This is a genomic window from Staphylococcus sp. aM (genome assembly GCF_052975125.1).
In genome coordinates this window covers 1,922,770-1,938,668 of the sequence record NZ_CP121447.1, presented here as the reverse complement: position 1 = coordinate 1,938,668, position 15,899 = coordinate 1,922,770, and the positions used below count along the sequence as shown (strand labels likewise).

The window sequence follows — 15,899 nt, the reverse complement described above, 5'->3', positions numbered from 1 at the left end:
GAACAGGATTGAAAATTCCAAAGGCTTTTTGACTACAGATTAAAATTATTATAAACTAGTTAAGAAAACTTTATATTTTATGGAGGGAATATAAATGTCATCAACATTAGAAATTAAAGACCTACACGTGTCTATTGACGATAAAGAAATTTTAAAAGGTGTTAATTTAACAATTAATACTGGGGAAATTCATGCCATTATGGGACCAAATGGTACTGGTAAATCAACATTATCATCTGCAATTATGGGTCATCCAAGCTATGAAGTAACACAAGGTGAAGTATTACTTGATGGTGTTAACATTTTAGAATTAGAAGTTGATGAAAGAGCTAAAGCAGGATTATTCTTAGCAATGCAATATCCTTCAGAGATAACAGGTGTTACTAACGCTGATTTCATGCGTTCAGCAATCAATGCTAAACGTGAAGAAGGACAAGAAATCAACTTAATGCAATTTATTAAAAAATTAGATAAAGAAATGGATTTCTTAGATATTGACCAAGATATGGCACAACGTTATCTAAATGAAGGTTTCTCAGGCGGAGAGAAAAAACGTAACGAAATCCTACAATTAATGATGTTAGAACCTAAGTTTGCAATTTTAGATGAAATTGACTCAGGTTTAGATATTGATGCGTTAAAAGTAGTATCTAAAGGTATTAATCAAATGCGTGGAGAAGATTTCGGTGCATTAATGATTACTCACTATCAACGTTTATTAAACTATATTACACCTGACAAAGTACATGTTATGTATGGTGGTAAAGTAGTTAAATCTGGAGGACCAGAGTTAGCGAAACGTCTTGAAGAAGAAGGTTACGAATGGGTTAAAGAAGAATTTGGTGCAGCTGAATAATCGATATTGATTCATCGATTGTAAGCTCGTTGAGATGTTCGTATAAATGATGAAACTGAACATTGACTTATTAATACTATTTCATCAAGTGGGAGGATAAGAGTTATGACAACTGAAACTTTGAACATTTCTGAAGAACAACTTGTTGATTATTCAAAAGCGCACAATGAACCTTCTTGGATGACAGAATTACGTAATAAAGCGTTGAAATTAACAGAAACTTTAGAAATGCCAAAACCTGATAAAACAAAATTAAGAAAATGGGACTTTGATAGTTTTAAACAACATCACACTGAAGGCAGTGTATATCAAAGTTTAGAAGAACTACCTGAATCTGTTAAGAAAATTATCGATGTTGAAAATACTGAAAACTTAGTTATTCAACATAATAATGACTTAGCTTACACACAAGTTTCTGAGCAAGCTAAAAATGATGGTGTCATTATTGAAGGTTTATCAGAAGCGCTTGTTAATCATAGTGATTTAGTTCAAAAATATTATATGACAGATGCTGTAAATGTTGATGAACACCGTTTAACTGCTTTACACACTGCTTTAATGAATGGTGGCGTATTCGTTTACGTACCTAAAAATGTAGTAGTTGAGCATCCAGTACAATATGTTGTGTTACATGATGATGAAAATACAAGTTTTTATAATCACGTCATCATCGTTACTGAGCAAAGTGCAGAAGTAACTTATGTCGAAAACTATTTATCTAATGCAAGCGGTGAAGGAAATCAAATTAATATTGTTTCTGAAGTTATCGCAGGTGCAAATTCTAATATTACGTATGGTTCAGTAGACTATTTAGATAAAGGATTTACTGGACATATCATTAGAAGAGGTACTACAGAAGCGGATGCATCAATTAATTGGGCTTTAGGATTAATGAATGAAGGAAGTCAAATTATTGATAATACTACAAACTTAATGGGTGACCGTTCAACAAGTGAACTTAAATCTGTTGTAGTCGGTACTGGTGACCAAAAAATTAATTTAACTTCTAAAATTGTTCAATATGGTAAAGAGACAGATGGCTATATCTTAAAACATGGTGTAATGAAAGAAAATGCATCTTCTGTATTTAACGGTATTGGTTACATCAAACATGGTGGTACTAAATCAATCGCAAACCAAGAATCACGTGTGTTAATGCTTTCTGAAAATGCACGAGGAGATGCTAACCCTATCTTATTAATCGATGAAGATGATGTAGAAGCGGGACACGCAGCGTCTGTAGGTCGTGTAGATCCAGAACAACTATACTACTTAATGAGCCGTGGTATTTCTAGAAGAGAAGCTGAACGCCTAGTTATTCATGGATTCTTAGACCCAGTTGTTAGAGAATTGCCAATTGAAGACGTAAAACGTCAATTAAGAGAAGTTATTGAGCTTAAAGTATCTAAATAAACTACAAATAAGAGATTTTTAATTAAAGAAAGGTCGTGAATAAAGTGGCCGAACAATCATTTGACGTTAATGAAGTTATTAAAGATTTTCCGATTTTAGAGCAACAAGTTAATGGCAAACGTTTAGCTTATCTTGATTCAACTGCGACAAGCCAAACACCAGTTCAAGTATTAAATGTATTAGATGATTATTATAAGCGTTATAACTCTAATGTACACAGAGGAGTTCACACATTAGGTTCTTTAGCTACAGATGGATATGAGAGTGCTCGTGAAACGGTAAGACGTTTCATCAATGCAAAATATTTTGAAGAAATCATCTTTACAAGAGGAACAACAGCGTCCATTAACATTGTTGCACATAGCTATGGTGATGCTAATGTTGAAGAAGGCGATGAAATTGTAGTTACTGAAATGGAGCATCACGCTAATATTGTGCCATGGCAACAACTTGCCAAACGTAAAAAAGCATCATTAAAATTCATTCCAATGACAGACCAAGGCGAACTAAATATTGATGACATTAAAGCGACAATTAATGATAATACTAAGATTGTTGCTATCGCACATGTTTCTAATGTTTTAGGGACAATTAATGATGTGAAAACAATAGCAGAAATTGCGCATCAACATGGTGCTATTATTAGTGTTGATGGTGCACAAGCAGCACCACATATGGCATTAGATATGCAAGATATTGATGCAGACTTTTACAGTTTTAGTGGACATAAAATGTTAGGTCCTACAGGTATCGGTGTGTTGTACGGTAAGCGTGAACTACTTAAAGACATGGAGCCTGTTGAATTTGGTGGCGATATGATTGACTTTGTAAGTAAATATGATGCTACTTGGGCAGATTTACCAACTAAATTCGAAGCAGGCACACCTTTAATTGCACAAGCAATCGGTTTAGCTGAAGCAATCCGTTATATTGAAAAATTAGGATTCGATGCTATTCATCAACATGAAAAAGAATTAACAGAGTATGCATATGAACAACTATCAGAAATTGAAGGTTTAGACATTTACGGTCCGCCTAAAGATAGACGTGCAGGTGTGATTACCTTTAATTTAGCTGATATTCATCCGCATGATGTTGCAACTGCTGTTGATACAGAAGGTGTTGCGGTCAGAGCAGGACATCATTGTGCACAACCATTAATGAAATGGTTAGGCGTATCTTCAACTGCTAGAGCAAGCTTTTATGTATACAATAATAAGCAAGACATCGACCAATTTGTATATGCATTGAAACAAACGAAGGAGTTTTTCTCTTATGAATTTTAATAATTTAGATCAACTTTATCGATCTGTAATTATGGATCATTATAAAAATCCTAGAAACAAGGGCGTATTAGACAATGGTTCGATGACAGTTGATATGAATAATCCAACATGTGGTGACCGTATTCGACTAACCTTTGACATAGAAGATGGCGTTATTAATGATGCCAAATTCGAAGGTGAAGGCTGTTCAATCTCTATGTCCAGTGCCTCAATGATGACCGAAGCAGTAAAAGGTCACACATTAGCTGAAGCGATGCAAATGAGTCAAGAATTCACAAAAATGATGTTAGGTGAAGACTACGAAATAACTGAAGAAATGGGAGACATTGAAGCATTACAAGGTGTTTCTCAGTTCCCTGCACGTATTAAATGTGCCACTTTAGCTTGGAAAGCGCTCGAAAAAGGAACAGTTGAAAAAGAAGGTAAATCAGAAGGGACTACCGAAGAATAAGACTGGAGATGTTTCTATCTGACATAACGGGTAAACAAGAACTAGATAATGAATTTTATCATTCATGTTGGCTTTTTACTTTCCTTAATCGTTGTTATAATATGATAACAATTTAAAACTTGTAATTAAAAATCTCACGCATGACGTTTAAATATATATAAGGAGTGATTGAAATGGCTAAAAAAGCACCTGATGTTGGGGATTACAAATATGGTTTCCACGACGAAGATGTTTCCATTTTCAGATCAGAACGAGGTCTAACTGAAAATATAGTTAGAGAAATTTCAAAAATGAAAGATGAACCTGAATGGATGCTTGATTTCCGTTTGAAAGCTTTAAAACTATTCTATAAAATGCCAATGCCTCAATGGGGTGGCGACTTATCAGAATTAGACTTTGATGACATTACTTACTATGTAAAACCATCAGAACATACTGAACGTTCATGGGATGAAGTACCTGAAGAAATCAAACGTACATTTGATAAATTAGGTATTCCTGAAGCTGAACAAAAATATTTAGCAGGTGTATCTGCTCAATATGAATCCGAAGTTGTTTATCACAACATGGAAAAAGAATTAGAAGAAAAAGGTATCATCTTCAAAGACACAGATAGTGCATTACGTGAGAATGAAGATTTATTCCGTGAATATTTCGCTACAGTTATTCCAGCTGCTGACAACAAATTTGCGGCATTAAACTCAGCTGTTTGGTCAGGTGGATCATTCATTTATGTACCTAAAAACGTTAAATTAGATACACCATTACAAGCATATTTCCGTATTAACTCTGAAAATATGGGACAATTTGAACGTACATTAATCATTGCTGATGAAGGCGCTTCTGTAAACTATGTAGAAGGTTGTACTGCACCAGTTTATACAACAAGCTCACTACACTCAGCAGTAGTTGAAATTATTGTTCATAAAGATGCACATGTGCGTTACACTACAATTCAAAACTGGGCAAATAATGTTTATAACTTAGTTACTAAACGTACATTTGTTCATGAGAATGGTAATATGGAATGGGTTGACGGTAACTTAGGTTCTAAGCTAACGATGAAATACCCTAACTGTGTATTATTAGGCGAAGGTGCAAAAGGTAGCACATTATCAATTGCATTTGCAGGTAAAGGACAAGTTCAAGACGCAGGTGCTAAAATGATTCATAAAGCGCCGAATACGTCTTCGACTATTGTCTCTAAATCTATTTCTAAAAATGGTGGTAAAGTTATCTATCGTGGTATTGTTCATTTTGGACGTAAAGCAAAAGGTGCACGTTCAAATATCGAATGTGACACATTAATTTTAGATAATGAATCAACTTCAGATACTATTCCATATAATGAAGTATTTAACGATAATATTTCATTGGAACACGAAGCAAAAGTTTCTAAAGTATCAGAAGAACAATTATTCTATTTAATGAGTCGTGGTATCTCTGAAGAAGAAGCGACTGAAATGATTGTTATGGGCTTCATTGAACCATTTACAAAAGAATTACCAATGGAATATGCAGTAGAAATGAATAGATTAATCAAATTTGAAATGGAAGGATCTATTGGTTAAACATAACTTATAGATGAACATTGTTTAATATAATTTGAGATATCAATCTCAGTCATTGCTAGCCAATGGATTTAATAATCCATTGGCTAGTTTTTATTTGGGTAGTTTTAATTAAAAATGATTTATAAGATAACGCTAGGAACTGAATAGTTTATAAAAGTATATTCAAGGGAATGTTTTAATTATTATTAAAGAAAATTTGTATGACTAAGGGGTATGCTTCATGATAATAGCTATCATATTCTTATTATTAGTATCATTCTTTTTTTCACTTAGTGAAACAGCATTAACGGCAGCAAACAAAAGTAAATTTCAGACTGAAGCGAAAAATGGTAATCAAAGATCACAAAAACTTTCTCAATTATTAGATAAACCAAGTGAGTTTATAACTACAATATTAATCATAAAAAATATAAGTAATATCATATTACCAGTGCTTGTAACACTCTTTGCTATTAAAATGCAATTTAATGTATTAGTTGCAATTATTATCATGATCATAATCATTGTATTAGTATCTGAAGTGATACCCAAAGCAATTGCAGCAGCGAATCCTGATAAAACTTCACGTATTGTATATCCAATCATTCGGACATTTGTTATCATTCTTAAACCAATTACAAAAATGTTGAATACTATTACAAGTAAAATTAGTAAATCATTTTCAAATGACAAATCTGATGATAATCAGTACTCTAAAGAAGAAATACGTACAATGTTGATTGTTGCAGGACGTGAGGGTGCATTTAATGAAACAGAACAGAATCGATTAAAAGGCGTATTAGATTTTGAAAATCTTAAAATAAAGGATGTAGATACAACGCCTCGTGTCAATGTTGTAGCATTTCCAAAAGATATTTCATTTGATGAAGCATATGACACAGTAATGAATGAACCATATACACGTTATCCAATTTATGATGAGGATATAGATCATGTCGTAGGTGTATTCCATTCTAAATATCTATTAGCATGGAGTAAGAAAAAATACGAATCAATAACTAATTTCTCATCAGACCCCTTATTTGTAAATGAACATAATAGGGCTGAATGGGTACTTAGAAAAATGACGGTTTCTAGAAAACATTTAGCAATCGTACTAGACGAATTTGGAGGGACAGACGCAATTGTTTCACATGAAGATTTAATAGAAGAGTTGCTAGGAATGGAAATCGAAGACGAATTAGATAAAGAAGAAGAGGAAAAATTAGAAAAGCAAACCTATCTCAATAAAACAAAGCGTAATAATTAGAAAAGGTGAGTAAAATGTGGAATGACAATAAGTTAACACGTTTATTAGGCATTCAATATCCCATTATACAAGCAGGTATGGCTGGTAGTACTACTGCATCTTTAGTTGCTACTGTCAGTGAAAAAGGTGGACTTGGTACTATAGGAGCTGGATATTTTAGTATTGATAAGTTGGAAAGTGAAATTAAAGCAGTAAAAGAAAAGTCCTCTCAACCGTTTGGTGTCAATTTATTTGTACCTAATCAAAATGCCACTGTAAATCCACTACAGGTCGATCAAATGAATGAATGGTTAAAACCGTATAGAAGAGCTTTTCATTTAGAGGAACCAGTGGTTAACATTGACGAAACTCAAAAGTTTAATGAAGCTGTAAACATGATTATTAAGTATAAAGTACCAATCTGTAGTTTTACATTCGGTATCCCTGATGCGCTAACTATTAAAAAGTTAAAAGAACATCAAGTGATATTGATTGGTACAGCTACAACAGTAGAAGAAGCTATAGAAAATGAAAAGGCAGGAATAGATATCGTCGTAGCACAAGGAAGTGAAGCGGGAGGGCATAGAGGAGCGTTCTTACAAATTGGTCATAGTACTGAACCAATGGTTGGCACAATGTCTTTAGTACCTCAAATTGTCGACCATGTATCTATACCTGTTGTCGCAGCTGGTGGTATTATGGATGAAAGAGGTTTACTTGCCAGTCTAATGTTAGGAGCACAAGGAGTGCAAATGGGAACTGCATTCTTAACTTCTCATGAAAGTGGAGCAAACGAGTTACTTAAAGACACTATATTAAAAAGTAAAGAGACTGATACAGTGGTCACTAATGTATTTAGTGGCAAAAATGCTCGTGGTATTAATAACCAATTCGTTAAAGAAATGAACGAATATCAAGGGGATATACCAGATTACCCGATACAAAATCAGTTAACTGCTCAAATTAGAAAGGCTGCTGTACAACAAGGTGAAAGTGAACTAACCCATATATGGAGTGGTCAATCACCAAGATTAGCTGAAAAACAAAAAGCTGCAGATTTAATAGAACGTATGGTCAGTCGTATCAATGATATGTCAAATTTATAAATCTTAAATCAAACTCTCTCTTAAAATAATTAAGGGAGAGCTTTTTAATTATTAGATTCATAATCTGTTAGTTGATAATGGATTACTAAGAATCTGTAAATTTGAAATAGATAAAGTGAATCGTTGTTTTATTCTGTGGTATCATTAATTTGGTGATATAAATGATAAATATAGGTCTAACTGGTTGGGGAGATCATGATACATTATATGAAGATCTAGCTAGAAAATCAGATAAATTAAAAACATATTCAAGTCATTTTCCTATTGTAGAACTTGATGCATCATACTACGCGATTCAACCAGAACGTAATATCAAGAAATGGATTAATGAAACGCCAGAGAGGTTTCAATTTGTAGTTAAAATACATCAAGCTTTGACGCTACATGCAGATTTTAGAGATTTTTCAGAAACACGCCAAGAACTCTTTGATGCATTTAAAGAAATGTTGGCGCCATTACAAGAAAGTCAAAAACTAGCAATGGTTTTAGTACAATTTCCACCATGGTTTGATTGTTCAAGTCAAAATATTAAGTATATTTTATATGTTAAACAACAATTGCAAGACTATCCAATGTGTGTTGAATTCAGACACCAGTCTTGGTTTAACGATCAATTTAAAGAGGAAACGTTGTCCTTTTTAACTGAACATCAAATTATACATGCGGTTGTAGATGAACCCCAAGTCAAAGATGCAAGTATTCCACTTGTTAATAGAATAACTAGTGATATTGCTTTTGTTAGATATCATGGAAGAAATGTACATGGTTGGACAAAAAAAGATATGACCGATCAAGAATGGCGAGATGTAAGATATCTATACAATTATAATAAAACAGAATTACTGGATTTAGCACAGAAGGTTAAAATTTTAGAACAAAAAGCTAAAAAAGTATACGTTGTTTTTAATAATAACTCTGGTGGTCATGCAGCTCAAAATGCTAAAACATATCAAAATATTCTCGGTATTGACTATGAAGGACTCGCACCACAACAACTAAAATTATTCTAAGAGGCGAAAGTAAATGTTATTAACAATTTTATTATTAATTATCATTGGTGGATTGTCAGCGATTATAGGTTCAATAGTAGGTATTGGCGGTGGCATCATTATTGTACCTACATTAGTCTATCTCGGAGTAGATCATAGTATTTTACATGGTATTACTACTCAAATCGCAATAGGGACATCCTCTGTCATTCTCATTGTGACTGGGTTGTCGTCCTCATTAGGCTATTTAAAAACGAAACAAGTTGACATTAAAAACGGTTCTATTTTCTTATTTGGATTATTACCCGGGTCATTAATTGGTTCTTTTTTAAGTCAGTATTTAACATTAAAGTCATTTAATCTCTACTTTGGGATATTTATGATATTTGTAGCCATATTGTTAATGGTAAGACATAAAATTAAACCATTTAAAATATTTAACAAACCAAAATATGAGAAAACATATATAGATGCAGAAGGAAAAACTTATCATTATAGCGTTCCACCATTAGTTGCTTTTGTTGCTACCTTATTGATTGGTATTCTTACAGGACTTTTTGGTATTGGTGGTGGAGCATTAATGACACCGTTAATGCTAATTGTTTTTAGATTTCCACCTCATGTGGCAGTTGGAACGAGTATGATGATGATTTTCTTTTCAAGTGTGATGAGTTCCATTGGTCATATCATTCAAGGTCATGTGGCTTGGGATTATTCAATTGTACTTATTATTTCAAGTTATATAGGCGCTAAAATTGGTGTTAAGGTCAATCATTCTATTAAGTCTGATACAGTTGTAATGTTGTTACGTACTGTAATGTTGCTAATAGGTGCATATTTAATTATTAAATCTATTATTTAAAATGTTAAAAGTACATATATCTATTTATTTTTACGATACATGTTACATTATATAATGGCTTAACAAAACAACTTAAAAAGGGGGAAGCATTTTGAAGTTAACAATATACCATACTAATGATATTCATAGTCATTTAAACGAATATACACGTATTCAATCATATATGACAGAACATCGCTCAAAACTTCAACATCCCTCACTATATTTGGATATAGGTGATCATGTTGATTTATCAGCACCGATTACGCAAGCAACCCTAGGAAAGAAAAATATAGAATTATTAAATGAAGCTAAATGTGATATTGCAACAATAGGTAATAATGAAGGTATGACAATTTCGCATGAGGCATTACAAAATTTATATACAAATGCACAATTTGAAGTGATTTGTGCCAATGTATTTGATGAAGAGGGACATCTGCCTAACCGTATAGCATCATCATATATAAAAGAAATAGATGGTGTCCGCATATTATTTGTAGCTGCAACAGCACCATTCACACCATTTTATAGAGCTTTGGATTGGGTTGTTACAGATCCACTTGAATCCATCAAAGATGAAATAAAGGCTAACGACGGACATTATGATGTGTTAATTGTAATGAGTCATGTAGGCGTGTTTTTTGATGAGAAATTATGCCAAGAAATTCCTGAAATTGATTTAATTCTTGGTAGTCATACACATCATCATTTTGATCACGGTCAAATGAATAATGGTGTATTAATGGCAGCAGCTGGTAAATATGGACACTATTTGGGAGAAGTGAACTTAACAATTGAAGATAATAAGGTCACAAGTAAGACTGCGTGTTTGCATCCATTAGAAACCTTACCAGAAGTAAATACCAATTTTGATGAGGAAGGTAAGTCGATGATGAGTACGCCAGTTGTGAATCACCCGCTTAAGTTAGATAATAAAACAGATGTGATCACAAAAACGTCGTATTTATTAGCAGAAAGTGTCTATGAATTCACAAATGCGGATTGTACAATTATAAATGCAGGGTTAATTGTCAAAGGCATTGATGCGGATGAAATCACGGAATTCGATATTCATCGTATGTTACCTCATCCTATCAATGTTGTAAGAGTAAAATTGACTGGAGAAGAACTTAAAAAAGTTATTGTTAAAAGTCAAAAGCAAGAATATCTGCATGAGCATGCACAAGGTCTTGGTTTCCGAGGAGACATTTTTGGTGGATATATTTTATATCGATTAGGCTTTATAGAATCAGAAGGACGTTATTTTGTTGATGGAAAAGAAATACAAAATGATGAATATTATATTCTAGGAACAGTAGATATGTATACATTTGGTAGATATTTCCCATCGTTAAAAGGACTTCCAACAGAATATATCATGCCCGAATTTTTACGGGATATATTTAAACAAAAGTTACTAGAATTTTAAAATAACAATAGATTAGATTTTAATTTATGGTTAATTTCGTTATAATAAAATAGAGAGAGATTAAACAGGAGGGTATGCGTTGTTATGGCTACAAAAAATGAGGAAATACTACGAAAACCAGATTGGTTGAAAATAAAGCTGAACACGAACGAAAACTATACTGGCCTTAAGAAAATGATGCGTGAAAAGAATTTACACACTGTTTGCGAAGAAGCAAAGTGTCCAAATATACATGAGTGTTGGGGAGAAAGACGTACTGCTACATTTATGATTTTAGGAGCTGTATGTACACGTGCTTGTCGTTTCTGTGCTGTTAAAACTGGTTTGCCTAACGAATTAGACTTAAATGAACCAGAACGTGTTGCAGAATCAGTAGAATTAATGAACTTAAAACATGTTGTTATTACTGCGGTAGCGCGTGATGATTTACGTGATGCAGGTTCAAATGTGTATGCTGAAACAGTAAGAAAAGTTAGAGCAAGAAACCCATTCACTACAATTGAGATTTTACCGTCAGACATGGGCGGTGACTACGACGCGTTAGAAACGTTAATGGCTTCTAAACCAGATATCTTAAATCACAATATCGAAACAGTTCGTCGTTTGACACCTAGAGTTCGTGCTCGTGCAACATATGATCGTACATTAGAATTCTTACGTCGTTCTAAAGAATTACAACCAGATATTCCTACAAAATCAAGTTTAATGGTTGGCTTAGGGGAAACAATGGAAGAAATTTATGAAACAATGGATGATTTACGTGCCAATGATGTAGATATTTTAACTATAGGTCAATATTTACAACCTTCACGTAAACATTTAAAAGTTGAAAAATATTATACACCATTAGAATTTGGTAAAATGAGAAAAGTAGCTATGGAAAAAGGATTTAAACATTGTCAAGCAGGACCATTAGTACGTAGTTCTTATCATGCAGACGAACAAGTTAATGAAGCTGCAAAAGAAAAACAACGTCAAGGTGAAGAACAATTAAATAGCTAATCATAGTAATGACATTCATTAAATGAAGTTGAATGTTTTGATAGAACCACTTTTTTATGAGAATAAATGAAGTGGTTCTTGTTTTTTAATACTATCTATGCAGTATATGAAAGTGAGTAAAATTGAATATTATAGGTCAAAATTGTTAAAATAGAGACATAATCATTCGAGAAGTGGATTAGGTGAAAAAATGATAAAAGTAGAACAACAATATTTTGAATTAATAGAAGATTATAGAGCGTGTTTCGATGAAGAGATATTTGCCAATAGATATTCAGATATATTAGATAAATATGATTATGTCGTTGGAGACTTTGGATACGATCAATTACGTTTAAAAGGTTTCTATAAAGATACAAATAAAAAAGCTGAAATCAGTAAACGCTTCTCAAGTATTCAGGACTACTTATTGGAATATTGTAATTTTGGGTGTCCTTATTTTGTGGTTAAGCATTTATCTAATATCGAAGTAAAACAACGAATAGATGACCCGGCAATTATAGATCAAGAAGACAAATTACATGATGTCAAAATACAACCAACAATCCAAGATACTGAAAAATAATAATATAACTATAATCAAATTAATGATCTCCCTCTAAATACTCTAACGTAAGCAGAGGGAGATTTACTTTATTTTTATTGAATAACTTCATTAAGATATTCTATGATTTCATCGCCTTCTTCAGATGATACGCCAAGAATATGAGCGATATAACCTTCTTCTTCAATATCATCTGATCCTATGATACCAAATTTATTAGTCTGCATATTTAAGACAAGTGTTTTTCCATAATGACGATCTGTTTGTACTAACATCAAATCGTATCGACTATGTTCTCCAACAAAGCCCACAAATTGAACTTGGCTTTGTTCTTCATCATCATATAAGTACATATCAATCATTTTTTAAGACCCCTTTAATACGAAATTTACTAAAGTTAGTATAACGACAAATGAAGTGTACTGCAAAGTTGTGATATGATTAAGATAATAAGAGGTGACTAAGGAATGTATTTTGTAGACAAAGATAAACTTTCAGAAAAACTGAATTACTTACAACAATTAACGAATGATTATGAAACAAATAAAAAAAATCAATATGCATTTGAAAGAATTGCACAGATGTTAATCGAATCTTCAGTCGATATTGGCAATATGATTATTGATGGATTTATTTTAAGAGATCCAGGTAATTATAAAGATGTCATCGATATTTTAGAATTAGAAAACGTCATTTCAAAAGAGACACAAGAGCATATTAATCAAACTGTTGATGTTAGAAAGCAATTTGCACACAACTACATTCAACTAGATACTAAGGAAATTGAACCATTATTTGATCATGCATTACCATTTTATAAACAATTTATCGATGAGGTCGTGCAATTTTTAAATAATGAAAATGTTCCAATTACTGCATTTGGTAAAGGAGAGAATTAAGCGTGAAGCATTACAAGGCATATTTAATTGATTTAGATGGAACGATGTATAAAGGTACTGATGAAATTGATGGTGCAAGTCAATTTATTGATTATTTAAATCAAAATCAAATCCCTCATTTATATGTAACAAATAACTCAACAAAAACACCTGAACAGGTCGCAGCAAAATTACATGAAATGAACATTAATGCAACTGCAAATGAGGTGGTTACGTCTGCATTAGCAACTGCAGATTATATCTCAGAAAAATCACCAGGTGCTTCTGTATACATGTTAGGTGGAGAAGGTTTACATACTGCTCTAACTGAAGCTGGTCTTGTAGTTAAAGAAGATGAAAATGTAGATTATGTTGTCATTGGTTTAGATGAAAATGTAACATATGAAAAGCTTGCGATTGCAACACTTGCAGTAAGAAAAGGTGCAACATTTATTTCAACTAATCCAGATGTTTCAATACCAAAAGAACGTGGCTTTTTACCTGGTAATGGTGCGATAACAAGTGTTGTAACAGTTTCTACTGGTGTTCAACCACAATTCATCGGTAAACCGGAAACAATTATCATGGAAAAATCATTAGATATATTACAACTTGATAAACAGGATGTAGCCATGGTTGGTGATTTATATGACACGGATATTATGTCAGGTATCAATGTTGGTATTGATACGATACATGTACAAACAGGTGTAACAACATTTGATGAAATTCAAACAAAAGATGTGCCACCAACATATTCATTTAAAGATTTAAATGAAACTATTAGTGCATTAGAAAAATAAATTTATATAGAGGAGATTTTATATTGAATAAAATTGTCGTATCTCGTCAAATTCCTCAAAAATTCATAACACAATTAGAAGACATTGCAGAGGTAGTTGTCTGGAATGAATCATTAATACCTATGCCGAGAGATCAATTTTTAGCAGAATTACAAGATGCTGTAGCATGCTTTATAACATTAAGTGAAACAATAGATGAAACGTGTCTAGCGAATGCGCCACATTTAAAAATAATTGCAAATATGGCGGTAGGATATGATAATATTGACGTTAATTTAGCTAATCAAAAAGGTATCAAAGTTACTAATACGCCGGAAGTACTTACTGAGACAACTGCAGAACTAGGTTTCACATTAATGTTGGCAACTGCACGTCGTATCGTTGAAGCTGAGAAATATGTTCAAGAAGGTCAATGGAAAAGTTGGGGACCATATTTATTATCAGGTAAAGATGTATATGGTTCAACAGTTGGTATATTCGGAATGGGAGACATTGGAAAAGCATTTGCCAAACGTTTAAAAGGATTCGATACTAACGTCCTTTATCATAATCGTTCGAGACATGAAGATGCAGAGCGTGATTATAATGCAACATTTGTATTCTTTGAAGAACTATTATAGAAAAGTGATTTTGTTGTTTGTACTGCGCCATTGACGGACGAAACTAAATATAAATTCAATGCCGAAGCTTTTGCAAAAATGAAAGCAGATGCCATTTTTATCAATATCGGTAGAGGTGCAATTGTGAATGAAAATGATTTAGTACATGCATTGAATACTGGGCAAATCTTGGCATGTGGATTAGATGTGTTAGAGCAAGAGCCAATTGAAGAGCAACACCCACTACTTAAAATGCCTAATGTAGTGATTGTCCCACATATTGGAAGTGCGTCAGAATATACGCGAGACCGCATGGTACAATTGTGTGTAGATAATATTAAAGCGGTTCTTAATAACGAACCAGCCATAACGCCTGTATCAAGTTAAATAACTTAGAACAAAGCTTGTTTACTAATTACGTAAAGTAAATAAGCTTTTTTGATTGAATTTTTGTTAATCTAACAATTTTGTTATATGGTCTGTAATTGTTTAATTCACGCTTAAGATTTAGAATAATAATATTCAGTAAATAATTACTCATGCATAAGAGGTATATCAAGACATTGGTATAAACAGATAAGCGTTCAATGTTTAAAAATTGTTTTGAATTTCAGCCGAAGAATGAGTATAATGAATTATAAAAATAAAATATAAATAATTAATTATATATCAGAGCTATTTAAAGAGACTATGGATACTTAATAGCTTGAAATAAAGATATTTAAATTTTAGGAGAGGTGCCAAATGAAATCTAAAGGTAAGGAACCTACGAATAAGTATTACCTAGCAATGAAGCCGTACCTTTTAACATTGTTATATTTAGCAATATTTATCGCACTATATTTAATTTATGGAAGCGGAGATACACAGAATAACTTCATTTATAATGAATTTTAA

The 15,899-nt window shown here is 32.6% G+C and carries 16 protein-coding genes and 1 pseudogene; 16 read left to right on the top strand and 1 reads right to left on the bottom strand.

The features are described 5' to 3' along the window. Positions 1-94: 94 nt before the first annotated feature. The 12 genes from sufC (at position 95) to P7F85_RS09450 (ending at position 12,743) form a co-directional block, all read left to right on the top strand. Positions 95-856 (top strand): Fe-S cluster assembly ATPase SufC, encoded by a 762-nt coding sequence (gene sufC / locus P7F85_RS09505; RefSeq protein ID WP_002450848.1) that lies wholly within the window; start codon positions 95-97, stop codon positions 854-856. Positions 857-961: 105 nt separating this feature from the next. Next, positions 962-2,269: a Fe-S cluster assembly protein SufD gene (sufD, locus tag P7F85_RS09500; RefSeq protein ID WP_015365245.1), complete on the top strand. Its 1,308-nt coding sequence runs from the start codon at positions 962-964 to the stop codon at positions 2,267-2,269. A 35-nt stretch (positions 2,270-2,304) separates the two neighbouring features. Further along, positions 2,305-3,555: a cysteine desulfurase gene (locus P7F85_RS09495; protein ID WP_171001917.1), complete on the top strand. Its 1,251-nt coding sequence runs from the start codon at positions 2,305-2,307 to the stop codon at positions 3,553-3,555. Next, the gene (gene sufU / locus P7F85_RS09490; protein ID WP_002450845.1) at positions 3,545-4,006 is read left to right on the top strand and encodes a Fe-S cluster assembly sulfur transfer protein SufU; all 462 of its coding nucleotides are present in this window, start codon (positions 3,545-3,547) and stop codon (positions 4,004-4,006) included. The genes P7F85_RS09495 and sufU overlap by 11 nt, the downstream gene beginning before the upstream one ends. Positions 4,007-4,179: 173 nt before the next feature. Next, entirely contained in the window at positions 4,180-5,577 is a 1,398-nt protein-coding gene (gene sufB / locus P7F85_RS09485; RefSeq protein WP_002450844.1) for a Fe-S cluster assembly protein SufB, read from the top strand. A gap of 223 nt (positions 5,578-5,800) precedes the next feature. After that, on the top strand, positions 5,801-6,829 hold the full coding sequence (locus P7F85_RS09480) for a hemolysin family protein (protein WP_002466682.1): 1,029 nt from the start codon (positions 5,801-5,803) through the stop codon (positions 6,827-6,829). A 14-nt stretch (positions 6,830-6,843) separates the two neighbouring features. Beyond that, positions 6,844-7,914 (top strand): NAD(P)H-dependent flavin oxidoreductase, encoded by a 1,071-nt coding sequence (locus P7F85_RS09475; protein ID WP_002466686.1) that lies wholly within the window; start codon positions 6,844-6,846, stop codon positions 7,912-7,914. Positions 7,915-8,075: 161 nt separating this feature from the next. Next, positions 8,076-8,924: a DUF72 domain-containing protein gene (locus tag P7F85_RS09470; protein WP_002466678.1), complete on the top strand. Its 849-nt coding sequence runs from the start codon at positions 8,076-8,078 to the stop codon at positions 8,922-8,924. A gap of 13 nt (positions 8,925-8,937) precedes the next feature. Beyond that, positions 8,938-9,765 (top strand): sulfite exporter TauE/SafE family protein, encoded by an 828-nt coding sequence (locus tag P7F85_RS09465; RefSeq protein ID WP_002466672.1) that lies wholly within the window; start codon positions 8,938-8,940, stop codon positions 9,763-9,765. Positions 9,766-9,856: 91 nt separating this feature from the next. Further along, entirely contained in the window at positions 9,857-11,176 is a 1,320-nt protein-coding gene (locus P7F85_RS09460) for a bifunctional metallophosphatase/5'-nucleotidase (protein WP_002466666.1), read from the top strand. 84 nt (positions 11,177-11,260) lie between these two features. Next, positions 11,261-12,178: a lipoyl synthase gene (lipA, locus tag P7F85_RS09455; protein WP_002466676.1), complete on the top strand. Its 918-nt coding sequence runs from the start codon at positions 11,261-11,263 to the stop codon at positions 12,176-12,178. A gap of 190 nt (positions 12,179-12,368) precedes the next feature. Further along, on the top strand, positions 12,369-12,743 hold the full coding sequence (locus tag P7F85_RS09450) for a YutD family protein (protein WP_002466674.1): 375 nt from the start codon (positions 12,369-12,371) through the stop codon (positions 12,741-12,743). A gap of 74 nt (positions 12,744-12,817) precedes the next feature. On the opposite strand, the gene P7F85_RS09445 is transcribed toward P7F85_RS09450, so the two are convergent. After that, positions 12,818-13,084 (bottom strand): DUF3055 domain-containing protein, encoded by a 267-nt coding sequence (locus P7F85_RS09445; RefSeq protein WP_002466670.1) that lies wholly within the window; start codon positions 13,082-13,084, stop codon positions 12,818-12,820. A 105-nt stretch (positions 13,085-13,189) separates the two neighbouring features. On the opposite strand from P7F85_RS09445, the gene P7F85_RS09440 reads away from it, so the two are divergent. The 4 genes and pseudogenes from P7F85_RS09440 (at position 13,190) to P7F85_RS09425 (ending at position 15,899) form a co-directional block, all read left to right on the top strand. Then, complete coding sequence (locus tag P7F85_RS09440) at positions 13,190-13,621, top strand: DUF86 domain-containing protein (protein WP_002466677.1); 432 nt, start codon at positions 13,190-13,192, stop codon at positions 13,619-13,621. A 2-nt stretch (positions 13,622-13,623) separates the two neighbouring features. Continuing rightward, positions 13,624-14,403: a TIGR01457 family HAD-type hydrolase gene (locus P7F85_RS09435; protein ID WP_015365240.1), complete on the top strand. Its 780-nt coding sequence runs from the start codon at positions 13,624-13,626 to the stop codon at positions 14,401-14,403. Between the two features lie 23 nt (positions 14,404-14,426). After that, positions 14,427-15,389 (top strand): annotated as a pseudogene (locus tag P7F85_RS09430) (2-hydroxyacid dehydrogenase). A gap of 357 nt (positions 15,390-15,746) precedes the next feature. Beyond that, on the top strand, positions 15,747-15,899 hold the full coding sequence (locus P7F85_RS09425; RefSeq protein ID WP_002466673.1) for a teichoic acid D-Ala incorporation-associated protein DltX: 153 nt from the start codon (positions 15,747-15,749) through the stop codon (positions 15,897-15,899).

Bases quoted from the DNA above. Each gene is read 5' to 3' on its own strand.
- sufC (WP_002450848.1), top strand. From the start codon at position 95: ATGTCATCAACATTAGAAATTAAAGACCTACACGTGTCTATTGACGAT.
- sufD (WP_015365245.1), top strand. From the start codon at position 962: ATGACAACTGAAACTTTGAACATTTCTGAAGAACAACTTGTTGATTAT.
- sufU (WP_002450845.1), top strand. From the start codon at position 3,545: ATGAATTTTAATAATTTAGATCAACTTTATCGATCTGTAATTATGGAT.
- sufB (WP_002450844.1), top strand. From the start codon at position 4,180: ATGGCTAAAAAAGCACCTGATGTTGGGGATTACAAATATGGTTTCCAC.
- P7F85_RS09480 (WP_002466682.1), top strand. From the start codon at position 5,801: ATGATAATAGCTATCATATTCTTATTATTAGTATCATTCTTTTTTTCA.
- P7F85_RS09475 (WP_002466686.1), top strand. From the start codon at position 6,844: ATGTGGAATGACAATAAGTTAACACGTTTATTAGGCATTCAATATCCC.
- P7F85_RS09470 (WP_002466678.1), top strand. From the start codon at position 8,076: ATGATAAATATAGGTCTAACTGGTTGGGGAGATCATGATACATTATAT.
- P7F85_RS09465 (WP_002466672.1), top strand. From the start codon at position 8,938: ATGTTATTAACAATTTTATTATTAATTATCATTGGTGGATTGTCAGCG.
- lipA (WP_002466676.1), top strand. From the start codon at position 11,261: ATGGCTACAAAAAATGAGGAAATACTACGAAAACCAGATTGGTTGAAA.
- P7F85_RS09450 (WP_002466674.1), top strand. From the start codon at position 12,369: ATGATAAAAGTAGAACAACAATATTTTGAATTAATAGAAGATTATAGA.
- P7F85_RS09445 (WP_002466670.1), bottom strand. From the start codon at position 13,084: ATGATTGATATGTACTTATATGATGATGAAGAACAAAGCCAAGTTCAA.
- P7F85_RS09440 (WP_002466677.1), top strand. From the start codon at position 13,190: ATGTATTTTGTAGACAAAGATAAACTTTCAGAAAAACTGAATTACTTA.
- P7F85_RS09425 (WP_002466673.1), top strand. From the start codon at position 15,747: ATGAAATCTAAAGGTAAGGAACCTACGAATAAGTATTACCTAGCAATG.